General features: G+C 60.0%; 14 protein-coding genes. 6 read left to right on the forward strand and 8 right to left on the reverse strand.

Features of this window, described 5'->3' with window-relative positions:
* The first annotated feature begins 270 nt into the window (after positions 1-270).
* On the forward strand, positions 271-1,212 hold the full coding sequence (locus EI969_RS07635; protein WP_160386912.1) for an ornithine cyclodeaminase family protein: 942 nt from the start codon (positions 271-273) through the stop codon (positions 1,210-1,212).
* Positions 1,213-1,929: 717 nt separating this feature from the next.
* On the opposite strand, the gene EI969_RS07640 is transcribed toward EI969_RS07635, so the two are convergent.
* The 7 genes from EI969_RS07640 to EI969_RS07670 all read right to left on the reverse strand — a co-directional run bounded on the left by EI969_RS07640 (position 1,930) and on the right by EI969_RS07670 (position 9,569).
* Positions 1,930-2,526, reverse strand: a complete 597-nt coding sequence (locus tag EI969_RS07640) for a sarcosine oxidase subunit gamma (protein WP_160386913.1) — start codon at positions 2,524-2,526, stop codon at positions 1,930-1,932.
* Positions 2,527-2,529: 3 nt separating this feature from the next.
* The gene (locus EI969_RS07645; RefSeq protein ID WP_160386914.1) at positions 2,530-5,427 is read right to left on the reverse strand and encodes a 2Fe-2S iron-sulfur cluster-binding protein; all 2,898 of its coding nucleotides are present in this window, start codon (positions 5,425-5,427) and stop codon (positions 2,530-2,532) included.
* Entirely contained in the window at positions 5,424-5,723 is a 300-nt protein-coding gene (locus tag EI969_RS07650; protein WP_160386915.1) for a sarcosine oxidase subunit delta, read from the reverse strand. The genes EI969_RS07645 and EI969_RS07650 overlap by 4 nt, the downstream gene beginning before the upstream one ends.
* Positions 5,724-5,736: 13 nt before the next feature.
* Positions 5,737-6,978, reverse strand: a complete 1,242-nt coding sequence (locus EI969_RS07655; protein WP_160386916.1) for an FAD-dependent oxidoreductase — start codon at positions 6,976-6,978, stop codon at positions 5,737-5,739.
* Positions 6,960-7,865, reverse strand: coding sequence for a bifunctional methylenetetrahydrofolate dehydrogenase/methenyltetrahydrofolate cyclohydrolase FolD (gene folD / locus EI969_RS07660; protein ID WP_160386917.1), 906 nt, complete (start codon positions 7,863-7,865; stop codon positions 6,960-6,962). The genes EI969_RS07655 and folD (EI969_RS07660) overlap by 19 nt, the downstream gene beginning before the upstream one ends.
* Positions 7,862-8,728 carry a formyltetrahydrofolate deformylase gene (purU, locus tag EI969_RS07665; RefSeq protein WP_160386918.1) on the reverse strand — a complete coding sequence of 289 codons (867 nt, stop codon included), beginning with the start codon at positions 8,726-8,728 and terminating at the stop codon, positions 7,862-7,864. Before purU ends, folD (EI969_RS07660) begins: the two co-directional genes overlap by 4 nt.
* A 241-nt stretch (positions 8,729-8,969) precedes the next feature.
* On the reverse strand, positions 8,970-9,569 hold the full coding sequence (locus EI969_RS07670; protein ID WP_008003699.1) for a helix-turn-helix domain-containing protein: 600 nt from the start codon (positions 9,567-9,569) through the stop codon (positions 8,970-8,972).
* A 287-nt stretch (positions 9,570-9,856) separates the two neighbouring features.
* On the opposite strand from EI969_RS07670, the gene glnT reads away from it, so the two are divergent.
* From glnT to EI969_RS07695, 5 genes are all read left to right on the forward strand, one after another.
* Entirely contained in the window at positions 9,857-11,191 is a 1,335-nt protein-coding gene (gene glnT, locus EI969_RS07675; protein WP_160386919.1) for a type III glutamate--ammonia ligase, read from the forward strand.
* A gap of 76 nt (positions 11,192-11,267) precedes the next feature.
* Entirely contained in the window at positions 11,268-12,173 is a 906-nt protein-coding gene (locus EI969_RS07680) for a glutamine amidotransferase family protein (protein ID WP_160386920.1), read from the forward strand.
* Positions 12,174-12,184: 11 nt separating this feature from the next.
* On the forward strand, positions 12,185-12,868 hold the full coding sequence (locus tag EI969_RS07685; protein ID WP_160386921.1) for a protein glxC: 684 nt from the start codon (positions 12,185-12,187) through the stop codon (positions 12,866-12,868).
* A 20-nt stretch (positions 12,869-12,888) separates the two neighbouring features.
* Entirely contained in the window at positions 12,889-14,229 is a 1,341-nt protein-coding gene (locus tag EI969_RS07690) for an FMN-binding glutamate synthase family protein (protein ID WP_160386922.1), read from the forward strand.
* A 246-nt stretch (positions 14,230-14,475) separates the two neighbouring features.
* Positions 14,476-15,801, forward strand: a complete 1,326-nt coding sequence (locus EI969_RS07695; protein WP_160386923.1) for an ammonium transporter — start codon at positions 14,476-14,478, stop codon at positions 15,799-15,801.
* 136 nt (positions 15,802-15,937) lie between these two features.
* Here the strand turns inward: EI969_RS07695 and folD (EI969_RS07700) are convergent, their stop codons facing one another.
* Complete coding sequence (gene folD / locus EI969_RS07700) at positions 15,938-16,861, reverse strand: bifunctional methylenetetrahydrofolate dehydrogenase/methenyltetrahydrofolate cyclohydrolase FolD (RefSeq protein ID WP_178120586.1); 924 nt, start codon at positions 16,859-16,861, stop codon at positions 15,938-15,940.
* Positions 16,862-16,897 lie beyond the last annotated feature (36 nt).

Here is a 16,897-nt window from a genome sequence, read left to right on the forward strand (position 1 = left end):
AGAAGGACTTCGTCAGCCGCATTGGAGGTCTGTCGTCAGCAGTCCACGAGTACCACAGTCTCAAAATCGCCGACTGTGCGCCGGTGATCAAAGACGACTACATGATTGCCTCGTCCGCGCCGGGCTTGGGGGGACGCCTGACATGGCGGTCCTTGGTAAACCGGTGCTGGTGATCGGCGGAAAATGCCAGATCATCCAGCGCCAACCTGAACAATCAAGCAGGACCTGCGAACAGCAGGCCCTGCCTGATTCATGCTTGGGAAACACACAATGCAAATGATCAGCGCACAACAGATTCAATCGGTACTGGATTGGGAAGGCGTACTACAGGCGCTGCACGAGGCACACCTCGGCTCACGCCCGTTGGGCGATAGCTACTTCATCGGCGACGCCGACTACGGGCTGTTCAGTCGCGGCGTGATTCTGCCAGGGGCTGGCGCAGGCATAAAACTCGCCTCGATCTATTCCGCCAACGCCAAGTCCACGCCGCCACTACCTACCGAACATGCTGCATTCATGGTAATCGACCAGACCACCAAAGCCATCGCCGCCGTACTCGACGGCCCGGCCATCACCAGCATCAAGACTGCCGCAGATTCGGTCCTGGCTGCACGCCGGCTGAGCCGCGAGGACAGCGAGGTGCTGCTGGTAGTCGGCGCAGGGCCGGTCGCTCGGTCGCTGACAGACGCCTACCTGCACATCCGTCCATCGATTCGCCAGGTCCTGCTGTGGAATCGTTCACCAGAGAAATTGCAGGATGCCTGCACTGACTTGCAGCGCCGGGGCCTTGAGGCGACTATCGTGCAGGATCTGAACGAGGCGGTAGCCAAGGCTGATATCATCACTTCGGCCACCAGTTCATCTGCTCCACTGATCCTCGGGCGTTGCGTGCGGCCGGGTACTCACGTCGACCTGGTCGGTGGTTTCCGTCCGGACATGCAGGAGGCGGATAACGTGTTGCTGGGCAAGGCGCGGATCTTTGTCGATGACCGCCAGTCGGCGGCAGTGGCGGGGGATATCTTGATTCCGCTGGAAGCGGGAGCGATCAGTGATGCGCAGATCGAGGGGGATCTTTTCGATCTGAGTCAATTGCTGGCCTTTGAGCGGGGAGAGGAGGAGATTACCGTGTACAAGAATGCGGGTGGGGCGCATCTGGACCTGATTGTCAGCTTGTTTGTGATAGGGCGTTTGGATGAGCTTAAGCAGGATTGATAGCGGCTGTCCCGGTACCTACATGGTTATCCGAGTCCTATAAATGTCGCTTCTGGCCCAGAGCGTAGAAAAACACTCCGCCGCGGTGCAGAACCTGCAACGGTTGGCCAAAATTACATCTCAAGGGCCACCGCTCACGGGATAGGTGCGTCTGCACTAAGCAAAAAACCTCAAACCAACCCAATAACCGAGCAGTAATGGTCGAAGAAGGGCCGAAAAACCACTTTCTGCTGCCGTGCGCCAAGAAAATCATGTACGCACTGATCGACACCCTGACCCGGCCTCGTAGCGAGTTGGGCCTGTAGTCAGCGACTCGAGTTCTTTGATGGTAATTTTGGCCATGAAATGGGTTCCCCCCACTTTTCCCCCCACAAAAACGTCGGCTCTTGATGGGCGTTCCTGGACTCTCGTAGAGCTGAACACCGCTGGAGCTCAAGTAAATACTGGATTCGACGAATCCAGGGTGGAACTTTGGAGTCTTTCAAGAGGTATGGAAAAGGAGATGGAGTGCTAGGGATCGAGTGTTCGAATCACTCCGCCCAGATCATATAATTCAAGGGGGGCGAGATTTTATCTCGCGACCCCTTTTTATTTTTAGGCGTTTTTGCCCCTACGAAACGACTGGCACTTGGTGGAATCCTCACTGCTTTCGTGTGAGCGGACGTCCTCTGTTGTAACGCCTGGGTGATCTTCGGTTCACCCTGTTTCTGACAAGCGTCAGCCTGGCGTCCCATCCGTTGCCAACCCCGAAAACTCCTCCATTGCATCCAGCAACGCTTCGTTAAAGTAAGCCTTCGATGCCCGGTCACACAGGATGAACAAGCTCGGCTGTTGCAGGGTACTGGCGTTGATCACGATAACGTTGATGCGTGCCGCCGAAGTTTGTGCCACTGCTCCGGGGCCGAAGACTTGAGGGCTCAAGTCGACACCACAGAGTTTGGCCATTACGTCACTGAGGTGTTCACCACCGAGCTGAAACCAGGCATGGCTGTCCTGGCGTGGCAGCAGGTAATTGGCCTTGTGATCCAGCTCCCAGCGGGCCTCTTCAGCGGCAATGCGTTCACCCTGATCCCGATGGCTTCCCAGCAACAGGTACTCGGTCTGGGACAGGCGCGCCACGCAGCTGCTGTCCTCCTGGGTGATGGCGCGGTTGGGGGCGTCGGGCAGCACGAAGTGGCGGCTGAGCAAATACTGCGCGCTATGGGCGCCGCGAAAACCGAGCCGAGGCAGATCGGTGAGGTCTGTCAGCGTACAGGCAGACAATAGGGCCAGGGACGGCTGGCCGAGGCTATGTTGTTCTATCAGACTGGTCATGGCTCAAAGCTCCTGGCGTAGGTTGACGGGATCGAAGAAGGGCAATTGCACCACTTCGGCCTGGATCACAATGCCACCCTCGACGCGGATTGGAATGCGCTGCCCCGGCAAGCTTTGGTCGATGCCGGCATAGGCCAGGCCGATGATCTTGCCCAGGCTTGCGGAATATTCGCAGGAGGTGACGTTGCCACTGATGTCCGGGCCATTGAGCACCAGATGGCCTTCCAGCGGTTGTAGGCTGCCCTTGGGCAAAGTGAAGCCAACGAGTTTGCGTTTTTGTGGCTGGGCTTCGAGGATATCCACCGAGCGCCGGCCGATGAAGAATGGCTTGTTGCGGCTGATCGCCCAGCCCATGTCGATTTCCGCCGGATGGGTCATGCCATCGGTATCCTGGCTGATGATCACATGGCCTTTTTCCAGGCGCAGCAGACGCTGGGTTTCGACGCCGAAGGGACGTATGTCGTGTGCTTTGCCAGCCGAGATCAGCGCGTCCCAAAGCTTGAGCCCGTGACGCGCGGGTACGTGGATTTCATAACCCAGTTCGCCGACAAAACCGACCCGCAGCATACGCGCCTTGATCCCGGCGACCGTACCCTGGCGCACGCCCAGATAAGGGAATGCTTCGGCGCTCAGATCCAGATCGGTGCAGACCTGTTCCAGCACCTTGCGCGAGTCGGGCCCGGCGACGTTGACCGCGCAGACAGCGGCGGTGACGTTGGCGACGTCCACGTCCAGGCGCCATTGTGCGTTCCACTTGAGCATTTGCTGATAGATGCGGTCGACGCCGCTGGTGGTGGCGGTGACGTAGAAATGGTTCTCGGCGAAACGAGCGCACACACCGTCATCGATCACTACCCCATGTTCATTGGTCATCAGCGCATAGCGAGAGCGGCCAACCGGCTGCTTGAGGAAGGCAAAGGTGTACATGCGGTTGAGCAGTTCGGCGGCGTCCGGGCCACGCACGTCGAGACCGCCCAGAGTCGACACATCGATGATCCCGACCTTGTTGCGCACGTGCAGTGCTTCGGCCTGCATACAGGCGTCGCGATCCTTGGCACTGCCATAGTAGGCCGGCCGCTGCCAGATCCCGGCGGGCATCATCTTCGCCCCGGCTTGTACATGCCGGGCGTGCATCGGTGTCTGGCGGTAAGGGTCGAAAGCCCTGCCGGCAACATGCGCCAGCTTTTCCGCCACAAACGGTGGGCGTGCCGTGGTGACCCCGGTTTCGCTGATGTTGCGCTGGGTAGCCCAGGCGACCAACCGTGCGGTTGGCAGCGCCGAGTGACGTCCCTGGGAAGGGCCCATGCCCACGGTGGAGTAACGCTTGACCAGTTGCACGTCGCGATAGCCGATCCGGGTGGCATTGACGATGTCCGCCACTTGCAGGTCCTCGTCGAAGTCGACGAAGTCCTTGCCCTTGGGGTGGGGGAAGATCGGCCAGTTGAAGTTGACCCGAACCTCGCTGCCCAATGGTGTGCGTTGTGCGCTGACTGCCAGCCCTAAAGCGAGCGCGGCATCAGCTCCGGCATTCATGCCATCAGCGATCACGTTGTCGAGGCGGTGACGACCATTGACCGAGCCTGCGACTGCAAGGTTTTGTGGCAGGCTACTGAGGGTAAATTCGGCACGCTGATCGTCGTAGGCGAGTTTGCCGCCCGCCTGACAGAGCAGTTGATAGACCGGCATGTAACCGGCGGACATGCACAGCAAGTCGCAGTCAAGGCGTTGGCCGCTTGTGGCGACCTGACCCTGGGCGGTGATCTTGCGCACATCGACGCCATTGATATGACGCATGCCTTTCTCGTGCAGCGCTTCATACACTGTGCTGTTGCGCTGGCAAGGGATCTTGCGCTGAGCCAGTGCCTGCAGCAGGGACTCATCGCCAGGACCATGACGCAAGTCCACCACTGCGGCGACTTCCACGCCCTGATCGTGCAGATCCAAAGCGGCGAGGTAACCGTCATCATTACCCGTCAGCACCACCGCGCGTTTGCCCGGCTTGACCGCATACAACTTCATCAAGCGTTGCGCAGCGCTGGTGAGCATCACGCCCGGCAAATCGTTGTTGCGAAACACCACCGGTTGGTCGAAAGCGCCGCTGCACACCAGGCATTGGCGGGCACGCACCTTGTACATGCGCTTGCCCTGGATGACCGGCAGGTAGTTGTCGGTGAACCAGGCATTGCAGGTCGCCTCGGTGAGGATCCGGATATTGGCGTGTTGCTCCACCGCAGACAGCAGCTCGCGGCGCAGGGTTTCGGCTCTTTTGCCTTCGATATCGAAACGGGCATAGGTCAACGAACCACCGAGAATCGGTTGTTGTTCGATGAGCAACACCTTCGCCCCGGCATTGGCCGCTGTCAGCGCCGCCTGCAGCCCTGCAGGCCCGGCACCGATCACGGCAACGTCGGTGAACAGGTAAGACTTGTCGTAATACTCGGGCTGGAACTTCAGGTCGAGTACACCGAGGCCGGCCTTCTTGCGAATGATCGGTTCCCAGACTTTCCACATGCCCTTGGGTTTGTAGAAGGAACGGTAGTAAAAGCCCACCGGCATGAATTTGGAGAACTTGCCCAGGTAGGCATCGCGATCGTTGTCCAGCGAACCGTTGACGTTCTGCGCCGTGACCTGCAGACCGGCCGACAGCGTATGAGTATCGGCCAGCACATTGGGCTCCTGGGGCAGTTGCACCAGGCTGTTGGCGTCCTGTCCGGCCATGGTCAACGGGCCGCGCGGGCGGTGGTATTTGAACGAGCGCGAGATCAGGAAGCGTCCATTGGCCAACAGGGCACTGGCGATGCTGTCACCTTGCAAGCCTTGATAGCGATGACCGTCGAAACTGAAATCCAGCGGCTGATCACGGTCGATCAACAAGCCCATTGGGGCGGGTAGGCGATTCATCCTGCGATCTCCTGGGCGGCGCTGAAGTCGACGCGGGCGGTGAAGAGTTCTTTGGGGTCGAAGGTGCGAAGAATTTCATCGCTCACGGTGTGACGCTCCGCGAGAAACCAGTAGCTCGACGGCGTATGCATCCACCATTCGCGTACCACGCCAGCGAGGTTGTCGGTGTTGAACACGTAGTCGGCCCATTCGGCATCGCTGCAGCGAACGGGATCGGGCATTGGCTTGAACTCGCCGCCATAAGTGAATTCGCTGATGTTGCGTGGCCCGTTGAGCGGGCAATTGATGATTTTCATGGTCCGCTCTCCGTCAGTGGCTGGCCGCCGTAGCGCCCATTTCGTTGACTTGCTGGAAGGTCGAAAAGCGCTCGAGGCCGAAAGGTTTGATCAGATCCGGCACCTTGCCGCCGCTGGCCACCAGTTCTGCCATGGTCTTGCCGCAGATCGGTGTCGCCTTGAAACCCCAGGTGCCCCAACCGGCGTCGAGGTAGTAATTTTTTACCGGCGAAAGCCCCATGATCGGGCTGTAATCCGGGGTCATGTCGGTGATCCCAGCCCATTGGCGCATCAGCTTGGCGTTGGCCAGAAAGGGGAACATTTCGATGGCGTGGGCCAGCAGGCTTTCCTTCAGATCGAGCGTGGAACGGGTGTTGAACAGCGGATAAGGATCGGAGCCGCCGCCGAACACCACCTCGCCGCGGCTGGTCTGCTGCACGTAGCAATGCAGCGCAGAGGAGCTCACCAGTGGATCGAGAAAAGGTTTGAATGGTTGCGTGACCATGGCTTGCAGCGGGAAGGTCTGGATCGGCGAGCGGATCCCGGCCTTGGCCATCAACAACGAACTGTGCCCGGCGATTGCCTGCACGGCGCAGCCGCACTTGATGGTGCCGCGATTGGTCTTCACGGCGGTGATTGCCCCATTCTCGATGATCAGGTCCTGCACTTCAGTGAGCTGGTGGATTTCCACGCCGCGCTTGGCCGCCTGCTTGGCGTAGCCCCAGGCGACTGCGTCGTGGCGCGCGGTGGCACCGTCGATGTGCCAGAGGCCCGCGATGACCGGCAGGTGACCGGGGTCGAGATTGAGGCTGGGCACCAGTTCGCGAATCTGCTGGCGGTCGATCATCTCGGTTCGGCCGCCAAAGTGCTTGTTGACCTCAGCCCGCTGACGGAACGAACGCACGGTGGCATCGGTATGGGCCAGGGTCAGCTGGCCGCGCTCGGAGTACATGATGTTGAAATCGAATTCATTGGACAGCCCCTGGAACATCCGCACTGACTCGGCGTAAAAACGCACGCCTTCGCTGGTCAGGTAATTGGAGCGGATCACCGCGGTGTTGCGCGCGGTATTGCCACCACCCAGATAGGACTTCTCCAGTACCGCGATGTTGGTAATGCCGTGGTACTTGGCCAGGTAATAAGCGGTTGCCAGGCCGTGGCCGCCGGCACCGATGATCACTACGTCATAGCTCGATTTGAGTTCCCGGGGCGGCGGTAGATCGACTTCCACCGGATACTCCGAACTCAACCCGTACTTCAATAGATTGAACGGCATAGGGCCTCCGATTGGCTGCGTTGAGCCTGATGTTGCACCAGGGCTGCGGTCACGGTGTTTTTCATCAAAAAGGCAATGGTCATCGGGCCGACGCCACCGGGAACCGGGGTGATCGCCGCGACGTGGGGCAGGGCGCTGTCGAAATCGACGTCGCCCACCAGACGGCTGCGGCCCTGGTCGTCGATGCGGTTGATGCCGACATCAATCACCACCGCGCCGGGCTTCAGCCAGCTGGCGTCGATCAGTCGCGGTCGTCCTACGGCGGCGATGACGATGTCGGCCTGACGGCACAAGGCCTTCGGATCCGGGCTGCGTGAATGCAGCACGGTCACTGAGCAATCAGCCTTGAGCAACAGGGCGGCCATGGGTTTGCCGACAATGTTCGAGCGGCCAATCACCACCGCGTGTTTACCGCGCAGATCACCGCAGGTTTGTTCCAGCAGGTACAGGCAGCCGCTGGGTGTGCAGGGGGCGAGCACCGTGCGGCCCTGGCTGAGGCCACCGACGTTTTCACTGTGAAAACCATCGACATCCTTGGCCGGGGCGATGGCCTCCAGGGCGTGCAATTCGTCGATGTGAGCCGGCAACGGCAATTGCAGCAGAATGCCGTTGATCGAAGGGTCGGCATTCAGCCTGCCAATCAGGTTCAGCAGTTGTTCGGTGCTGGTGTCGCTGGACAGTCGTTGCTCCACGGAGCGAATGCCCACCTCTTCGGCGCGCAGGATCTTGTTGCGCACGTAGACCTGGCTGGCCGGGTCGCTGCCCACCAGAATCACCGCTAGGGCCGGTTGAATGTCTTGCTCGCGCAGATCGTCCACGTCCTTGCGAACCTGGATCAACACACGAGCGGCGGCGGCTTTGCCGTCAATCAGTCTGGGCGTGCTCATCGAAAGATCACCGTTCTGTCCTGATTGAGGAAAACCCGGTGTTCCAGGTGGTACTTGACCGCCTTGGACAGGGCCACGGTTTCTGTGTCACGGCCGGTGGCGACCAGATCGTCCGGCAGATAGACGTGATCGACGCGCTGCACTTCCTGTTCAATGATTGGCCCTTCGTCGAGGTCGCTGGTGACGTAGTGCGCCGTAGCGCCGATCAGTTTCACCCCGCGTTGGTAGGCCTGGTGATAAGGCTTGGCACCTTTGAACCCCGGCAGGAACGAGTGATGGATGTTGATCGCCCGGCCCGAGAGTTGCTTGCACAGGTCATCGGAGAGGATCTGCATGTAGCGCGCCAACACCACCAGTTCGGTGCCAGTGTCGTCGACAACTTTCATCAGCTCGGCTTCCTGCCGGGCCTTGGTGTCTTTCGTCACCGGCAGATAGATGAAGCGGATACCCTCGCGCTCGGCCATGGGCCGCAGATCCAAATGGTTGGAGACGATGGCGGTGATGGTCATGTCCATCTCGCCCTTGTGGTAGCGGTAGAGCAGGTCGGTCAAGCAATGGTCGAACTTGCTGACCATCAGCAACACACGCATCGGCTCGCGGGTGTCATGCAGTTCCCAGCTCATGTCGAACGCCTTGGCGACGTCGCTGAAACCGTCCTTGATCTGCTGGATATCGCCCGGGTAGTCGTCGTTGAAACGGAACACCGCGCGCATGAAAAACCGGCCGCTGAAGTCGTCGTCGAATTGCGCCATCTCCCCGATGTAGCAGCCGTTGTCCGCCAGGTAAGTGGTAACGGCCGCGACGATGCCGGACACCGCGGGACAGGTGATCTTGATGATGAAATGGTTTTTTTCGTGTTGCATGACACGTCCTCGGGAAGATGGCGGCAGCTCATCGCATAGCGAAAAAAACATCAGCGGACAGCAGGCTCATCCATGAGCGAATTTTCTTATGGGGAATAATTTATTCCTGATGTTGGCTTTATAGGGGAATGCCCGCGTCGCGTCCAGAATTTTTGTGAAAGTTTTTTAACTGGCAGGAAAACGCCTGAGGCCGATATAGGTCGGCCTCAGGGTTGGAATCGAACGGGGCGTGGGGCGGGGATTATTCTTTGTCGTTGCCGTAATTCATGATCGACAGCAGGCGGATCGGCACTTGCACCAGTTGTTCCGGGCCATGGGGGATTTCTCCTTCGAAGGTCAGGCTGTCACCGGCTTCCATGCGGTACAGCTGATTGCCGTGGCGATAAATCAATTCGCCTTCGAGCAGGTGGAGAAACTCGGTGCCCGGATGGGAGAAGGTCGGAAACTCTTCGCTGGCGTCATCCATGCTCACCATGTAGGCCTCGAAACTCTTCTTCGGCCCGCGTGTGTGATTGAGCAGATGGTAGGTATGGCCTTTCTCGGTTCCGCGACGAACCACTTCCATGCCTTGATCGGCCTTGACCAGCTGCGCGCTGCCGTCTTGCTGATCGTATTCACTGAACAGCTTCGACAGCGGCAGGCCGAGCACATCGCACAGGCGGCTCAGGGTATCGAGGCTGGTGGAGACCTGGGCGTTTTCAATCTTGCTCAACATGCCTTGGCTGATGTCGGCAATTTTCGCCACATCGGACAATTTCAGGTCCTGCGCCTGGCGCTGGCGTTTGATTTGCAAACCCAGGTATTGCTCGAGCTTGAGGCGCGGGGCGGTTTCGGTCGGCATAGTATTTAGATCCTGCACACTTTCTGTTCAGTAATATTAGTTTCGCACTGAGAAAGTGCAAATCCCGGCGTTCCTCTCCAGCCCATTGGGCGGTATTCCCACCGGGAAAAGAATATTCCCATATATACAGCACAAAAGCGCTGGTTACGGTACTTCAGCTTTTCATTCGCGATTCTGGCAAGGGCCTTGCATTCCTATTGGGAAACTAACTTTCTTTTCAGGAATATCCAAAGGAAGTGACGGCCTTTCCACAATGATTTGCCCTTTTTCGCGAGGAGTGACGAGCAATGTTGCCAGCAGAAACCCAGCGCATCATCGACAAGCACGGGATCAAGTATGTGCTTGCGCAGTTTGTCGATATCCATGGTTCGGCCAAGACCAAATCGGTGCCGATCTGTGGACTCAAGGCCGTGGCCGAGGACGGCGCGGGTTTTGCCGGGTTCGCCATCAGCGGCATGGGCATGGAACCCCACGGTCCGGACTTCATGGCCCGTGGCGATTTGTCCACGCTGATGCCTGTGCCCTGGCAACCGGGTTATGGCCGGATCGTATGCATCGGGCATGTCGACGGCAAGCCGCATCCTTATGACAGCCGTTACGTGCTGCAGCAGCAGGTTCGTCGCCTGGAAGACAAGGGCTGGACGCTCAACACCGGCCTGGAGCCCGAGTTCAATCTGATGCGCCGTGACGAGCAGGGCAAACTGCAGTTGGTCGACGCCAGCGACAACCTGGACAAGCCTTGCTACGACTACAAAGGCCTGTCGCGCTCCCGGGTGTTCCTCGAACGCCTGACCGAAGCGTTGCAGGCGGTGGATTTCGAGGTCTATCAAATCGACCACGAAGACGCCAACGGCCAGTTCGAGATCAATTACACCTACAGCGACGCCATGACCTCGGCGGATCGATTCACGTTCTTTCGCATGGCCGCCGGCGAGATTGCCAATGACCTGGGCATGATCTGCTCCTTCATGCCCAAGCCCGACCCGAAACGCGCCGGCAACGGCATGCACTTTCACTTGTCGATCAGCAGCGCCGAGAACAAAAACCTGTTCCATGACGCCAGCGACCCGAGCGGCATGGGCCTGTCAAAAATGGCCTATCACTTCGCCGCCGGCCTGCTCGCCCATGGCCCGGCGCTCTGCGCCTTCGCCGCACCGACGGTCAACTCCTACAAGCGTCTGGTGGTGGGCAATTCGTTGTCCGGCGCGACCTGGGCGCCAGCCTTTATTGCCTTCGGCGCCAACAACCGCTCGGCGATGGTGCGGGTGCCTTATGGCCGCCTGGAGTTCCGCCTGCCGGACGCCGGTTGCAATCCCTATCTGGTCAGCGCGGCGATCATCGCGGCGGGCCTGGATGGCATCGACCGTCAGCTGGAAATCGACCACGTCTGCAACGAAAACCTCTACAGCCTGAGCCTGGAGCAGATTGCCGCGCGCGGCATCAAGACCCTGCCGCAATCGCTCAAGGAAGCCTGCGACGCGCTGGAAGCCGACCCGCTGTTCGCCGAGGTCATGGGCCCGCAGATCGTTGGCGAGTTCATCAAGCTCAAGCGCATGGAGTGGGTGGAATACAGCCGCCATGTCTCCGACTGGGAAGTGCAGCGCTACACCGAATTTTTCTAGGCGCCACCGGCGCGCTCAAACGAACCATCTTGCAGCTTGAAACTTGCGGCTGCCGAACGTAGTGAGGACTGTTGTCATGTGTGGAATCGTAGGCCTTTACCTGAAAAATCCGCAGCTGGAATCCCGGCTCGGCCAGCTCTTCGAACCGATGCTACAGGCCATGACCGATCGTGGCCCGGATAGTGCCGGCTTCGCCATCTATGGCGATGAAGTGACCGATGGCTGGGTCAAGCTGACCCTGCAGGCGACCACCGAAGCCTTCGACTGGAAAACCCTGATGGGTGAACTCGAAGGCCGTCTCGGCTGTTCGCTGGACTGGTTTCAGAACGCCAGCGCCGCCGTCTTGAAAATCCATGCTGAAGAAACGCCAGTCCGTCTGGCCCTCGCCGAACTGGCCCCGAGCATCCGCATCATGAGCGCCGGGCAGAGCATCGAAATCCTCAAGGGCATGGGCTTGCCCCAGGAAATTTCCCAACGCTTCGGCCTGGCCAGCATGAAGGGCAGCCACATCATCGGCCACACCCGCATGGCCACCGAAAGTGCGGTGACCATGGAAGGCAGCCACCCGTTTTCCACCGGCGCCGACCTGTGCCTGGTGCACAACGGTTCGTTGTCCAATCACTTTCGTCTGCGCCAGGAACTCAAGCGCGAAGGCATCCATTTCGAAACCGACAACGACACGGAAGTGGCCGCCGGCTACCTGACCTGGCGCCTGCAACAAGGCGACTCGCTGAAGGAGGCGCTGGATCATTCGCTGGAGAACCTGGACGGCTTCTTCACTTTCGCCATTGGCACCCGCAACGGCTTTGCGGTGATCCGCGACCCGATTGCCTGTAAACCGGCAATTCTCGCCGAGACCGACGATTACGTTGCCATGGCCTCCGAATATCAGGCGCTGTCGAGCCTGCCGGGTATCGAGCACGCCAGGATCTGGGAGCCGGCACCGGCCACCCTGTACATCTGGGAACGCGAGTCAGCTTAAGGAGCGCACACATGAAAACCATCGATCTTTCCACTGCCACCGTGCGTGACCTCAATCAGGCGCTGCATGACCAGGTCAACAACGTTGAAGACCGCGAGTGGGTGGTGACTCATTCCAACGGCAAGCACAACCTTGCGGTTGGGGTGAACCAGGCCGTGTCCATCGATATCCAGGGGCACGCCGGCTACTACTGCGCGGGCATGAACCAGAAAGCGTGCATCACCGTACATGGCAATGCCGGTGTCGGTGTCGCGGAAAACATGATGTCGGGCATGGTGCGGATCAAGGGCAGTGCGTCCCAGGCCGCAGGCGCCACCGCTCATGGCGGGTTATTGGTGATCGAAGGCGATGCCGGTGCCCGTTGTGGAATTTCCATGAAAGGCATCGACATCGTGGTCGGCGGCAGCATCGGCCACATGAGCTGCTTCATGGGCCAGGCCGGGCGCCTGGTGGTGTGTGGCGATGCGGGCGATGCCCTGGGTGATTCGCTGTACGAAACCCACATCTATGTGCGGGGCACCGTCGCGTCCCTGGGCTCGGACTGCGTCGAAAAAGAGATGCGCGCCGAACACCTGGAGGAACTGCAAGTTCTGCTCAATCGCGCCGGTTTTGAGCACAAGGCGGCTGACTTCAAGCGCTACGGCTCGGCCCGTCAGTTGTACAACTTCAAAGTCGATAACGCGTCCGCGTACTGATCCACGCGAGGAGAACAGATATGAGCGACCCAATCAGCCAAAAAGCCGCCCCTCCAGTGTTGCGCGAGTCCGCGACTTTCGACCGCCTGACCATCCAGGAAATCCAGCGTGCCGCCGAGACCGGTATCTATGACATCCGCGGTGGAGGCACCAAACGCAAGGTGCCGCACTTCGACGACTTGCTGCTGCTCGGCGCCAGCGTGTCGCGCTACCCGCTCGAAGGCTATCGGGAGAAGTGCGGCACCGACGTGATCCTCGGCAACCGCTTCGCCAAGAAGGCGATCCACCTGAAGATTCCGGTGACCATCGCCGGCATGAGCTTCGGTGCGTTGTCGGCCAATGCCAAGGAAGCGTTGGGCCGAGGTGCGACCATCGCCGGTACCAGCACCACGACCGGTGACGGCGGCATGACCCCGGAGGAGCGCGGGCAGTCGCAGCATCTGGTCTATCAGTACCTGCCGTCGCGCTATGGCATGAACCCGGACGATCTGCGCAAGGCCGACGCCATTGAAATCGTCCTGGGGCAGGGTGCCAAGCCCGGTGGCGGCGGCATGTTGCTGGGCATGAAAGTCACCGAGCGGGTGGCCGGCATGCGCACCTTGCCGATCGGCGTCGACCAGCGCAGTGCCTGCCGTCACCCGGACTGGACCGGCCCGGATGACCTGGCGATCAAGATTGCCGAGATCCGCGAGATCACCGATTGGGAAAAGCCGATCTACGTAAAGATCGGGGCGAGCCGGCCTTACTACGACGTCAAACTGGCGGTGAAGGCCGGGGCCGATGTGATTGTGCTCGACGGCATGCAAGGCGGCACCGCGGCGACCCAGGAAGTGTTTATCGAACACGTGGGCATTCCGATTTTGCCTGCGATCCCGCAAGCGGTACAGGCTTTGCAAGAGATGGGCATGCATCGGAAAGTTCAGTTGATCGTTTCGGGGGGGATTCGCAACGGTGCCGACGTGGCCAAGGCCATGGCGTTGGGCGCCGATGCCGTGGCGATAGGCACGGCGGCGTTGATTGCGCTGGGCGACAACCACCCGCGACTGGATGAAGAACTGCAGAAGATTGGTTCGGCGGCAGGTTTTTACGACGACTGGCAGAACGGCCGCGACCCGGCCGGTATCACCACTCAGGACCCGGAACTGTCCAAGCGTCTGGACCCGGTGGAAGGTGGTCGCCGTCTGGCCAACTACCTGCGCGTACTGGTGCTGGAGGCCCAGACCATGGCACGGGCCTGTGGCAAGTCACACCTGCACAATCTGGATCCTGAAGACCTGGTGGCGCTGACCGTAGAATCGGCGGCCATGGCCCGGGTACCGCTGGCGGGGACCAGCTGGATTCCGGGTTCGGGTGGTTATTGAAATCGGTGAGATAACCTGTGGCGAGGGGGCTTGCCCCCGTCGGACCGCGCAGCGGTCCTGAACCCGGCTAACGCGGTCCTTCAGATGGACTCAATCTGCCAGTTTACGACCGCTGCGCGGTCGAACGGGGCGATGCGGCGTTCCGACAAGCCCCCTCGCCACAGATCAAGGCGCCCGAAAAGAGGCGCACGAATCAGCAATTGCTCACTGCCAGACACTTTCCATTCTTTTGCAGGAGCTTTGAACATGGTCAATCGTCTTCTCGGCAAATCCCTTCTCGGCTTACTGGCGGCCGGCGCGCTCGTGCCGCTGGCGCAGGCAGCCGATGCACCAACCTTGAACACCGGCAGCACCGCCTGGATGGTGACGGCGGCGGTGCTGGTGTTGTTCATGTGTCTGCCGGGTCTCGCGTTGTTTTATGGCGGTCTGGTGCGGGCGAAAAACATGTTGTCGCTGTTCACCCAATGCTTCGGTATCGCCGGTCTGGTGGGCGTTTTGTGGGTGATCTACGGTTACAGCATGGTGGTCGACACCACCGGTATGGTTGAAGGGGAGGTGACCTTCAACAGTTTTGTCGGCGGGCTGAGTCGGGCCTTTCTCGCCGGAATGACCCCGGAAAGCCTGGTCGGCGAGATACCGGAAGGGGTGTTTGTAACCTTCCAGATGACCTTCGCGATCATCACGCCGGCGCTGATTGCCGGTGCGTTCGCCGAGCGCATGAAATTTTCCGCGGCACTGCTGTTCATGGCCCTGTGGTTCACCCTGGTTTATGCCCCGGTGGCGCATATGGTCTGGGGCGGTGCGGGGGCGTTGATGCATAACTGGGGCGTTCTCGATTTTGCTGGCGGTACAGCGGTGCACATCAATGCCGGTGTGGCCGCGCTGGCCGCCTGCCTGATCCTCGGCAAGCGCAAGGGCTACGAAAATACGCCGATGCCGGCGCACAACCTGAGCCTGACCATGGCCGGCGCGGCCATGCTTTGGGTCGGCTGGTTCGGTTTCAACATCGGTTCCGGCGGCGGCCTCAGCGGCACCTCCGGTATCGTCATGCTTAACACTCAACTGGGCGCCTGCGCCGGGATTCTCGGCTGGATGTTCACCGAGTGGCTCAAGGTCGGCAAGCCGAGTGCGCTGGGTCTGGCCAGTGGTGCCCTGGCGGGTCTGGTGGGCATTACCCCGGCGTGTGCCTATGTGGGTGTGGGTGGCGCCCTAGCTATCGGTTTGCTGTGCGGGGTGTTCTGCTACTTGAGCGTTACCGTGCTCAAACGGCGTTTCGGTTACGACGACAGCCTCGATGTGTTCGGCTTGCACGGTATCGGCGGGATGATCGGCGCGGTATTGACCGGGGTCTTTTGCGTACCGTCCCTGGGCGGGCTGGTAGAAGGGGTGACCATGGGTGGCCAGGTGTTGGCCCAAATCAAGGGTGTGCTGTTGACGACGGTGTACTGCTTTGCCATCAGTTGGATCATTCTCAAAGTGGTCAATGCCCTGGTCGGCTTGCGCGCCGATGAATCGGTAGAGGAGATGGGCCTGGATCTGGCCGAGCACAACGAGCGTGCCTACAACCACTGATCGTTACTGTTGATCGCCAGGCCCATTATTGTAGGAGCGAGCTTGCTCGCGATGGTCGTTAACGATAACGCGTGTTTACTGGCTAAACGCGGCGCTATTGAGTCCATCGCGAGCAAGCTCGCTCCTACAATTGGGTTCAGCTCAACGCCAGGTGACTGACTGCCGACTGCTCGCGCGTCTGGGCAGCACGCTGTAGCTGGCTGGCAATCAGGGTGTTCTTCAGTAGATAGGCAATGGTCATCGGCCCCACACCACCGGGTACCGGCGTGATCGCGCTGACCACGGTGCGTGCACTCTCGTAATCGACATCGCCGACCAATCGGTTGCCCGATTCGCTGGCAATGCGATTGATGCCGACGTCGATCACCACCGCTCCGGGTTTGAGCCAACTGGCATCAATCAGCTGGGGGCGACCCACCGCAGCGACGACGATGTCTGCCAGCCTGCACAATGCTGGAGCATCGACGCTGCGCGAGTGCACCACACTGACCGAGCAGTTGGCCTGCAACAGCAGTGTCGCCATCGGTTTGCCGACAATGTTCGAACGGCCGATGACGACCGCGTGCAAGCCACTCAGGTCACCGCAGGTTTCGTGCAGCAGCCGCATGCAGCCGCTGGGTGTGCAGGGCGTCAGGACCTCGATGCCCTGGACCAGTCCACCGACGTTTTCCCGATGAAAGCCGTCCACGTCCTTGATCGGATCTATGGCATGAATCACCGCCGCCTCGTCGATATGGATCGGCAATGGCAATTGCACCAGGATGCCGTTCACCGTGACGTCGGCGTTCAGTTGCGCAATCAGTTCCAGCACATCGTGCTGGCTGGCGTTTTCTGCCAGACGGTACTCCAGGGAACGGATGCCGACCTCTTTGGCCCGCAGCACCTTGTTGCGCACATAAACCTCGCTGGCCGGGTCTTCACCGACGAGCAGCACGGCCAGGGCAGGGTAGATCTGTTGTCGCGCCAGGACCTGAACCTCTTCTCGAACCTCCTCGAGAACCTGGGCAGCGATGGCTTTGCCGTCGATATCGCGGGCAAGTGCGGGGATGGTGCTGATCAAAAGAGTCACCGTTGTCTTGATTGTATGGGGACGATG

The organism is Pseudomonas sp. PB101, from assembly GCF_009764265.1.
Classification (GTDB): domain Bacteria; phylum Pseudomonadota; class Gammaproteobacteria; order Pseudomonadales; family Pseudomonadaceae; genus Aquipseudomonas.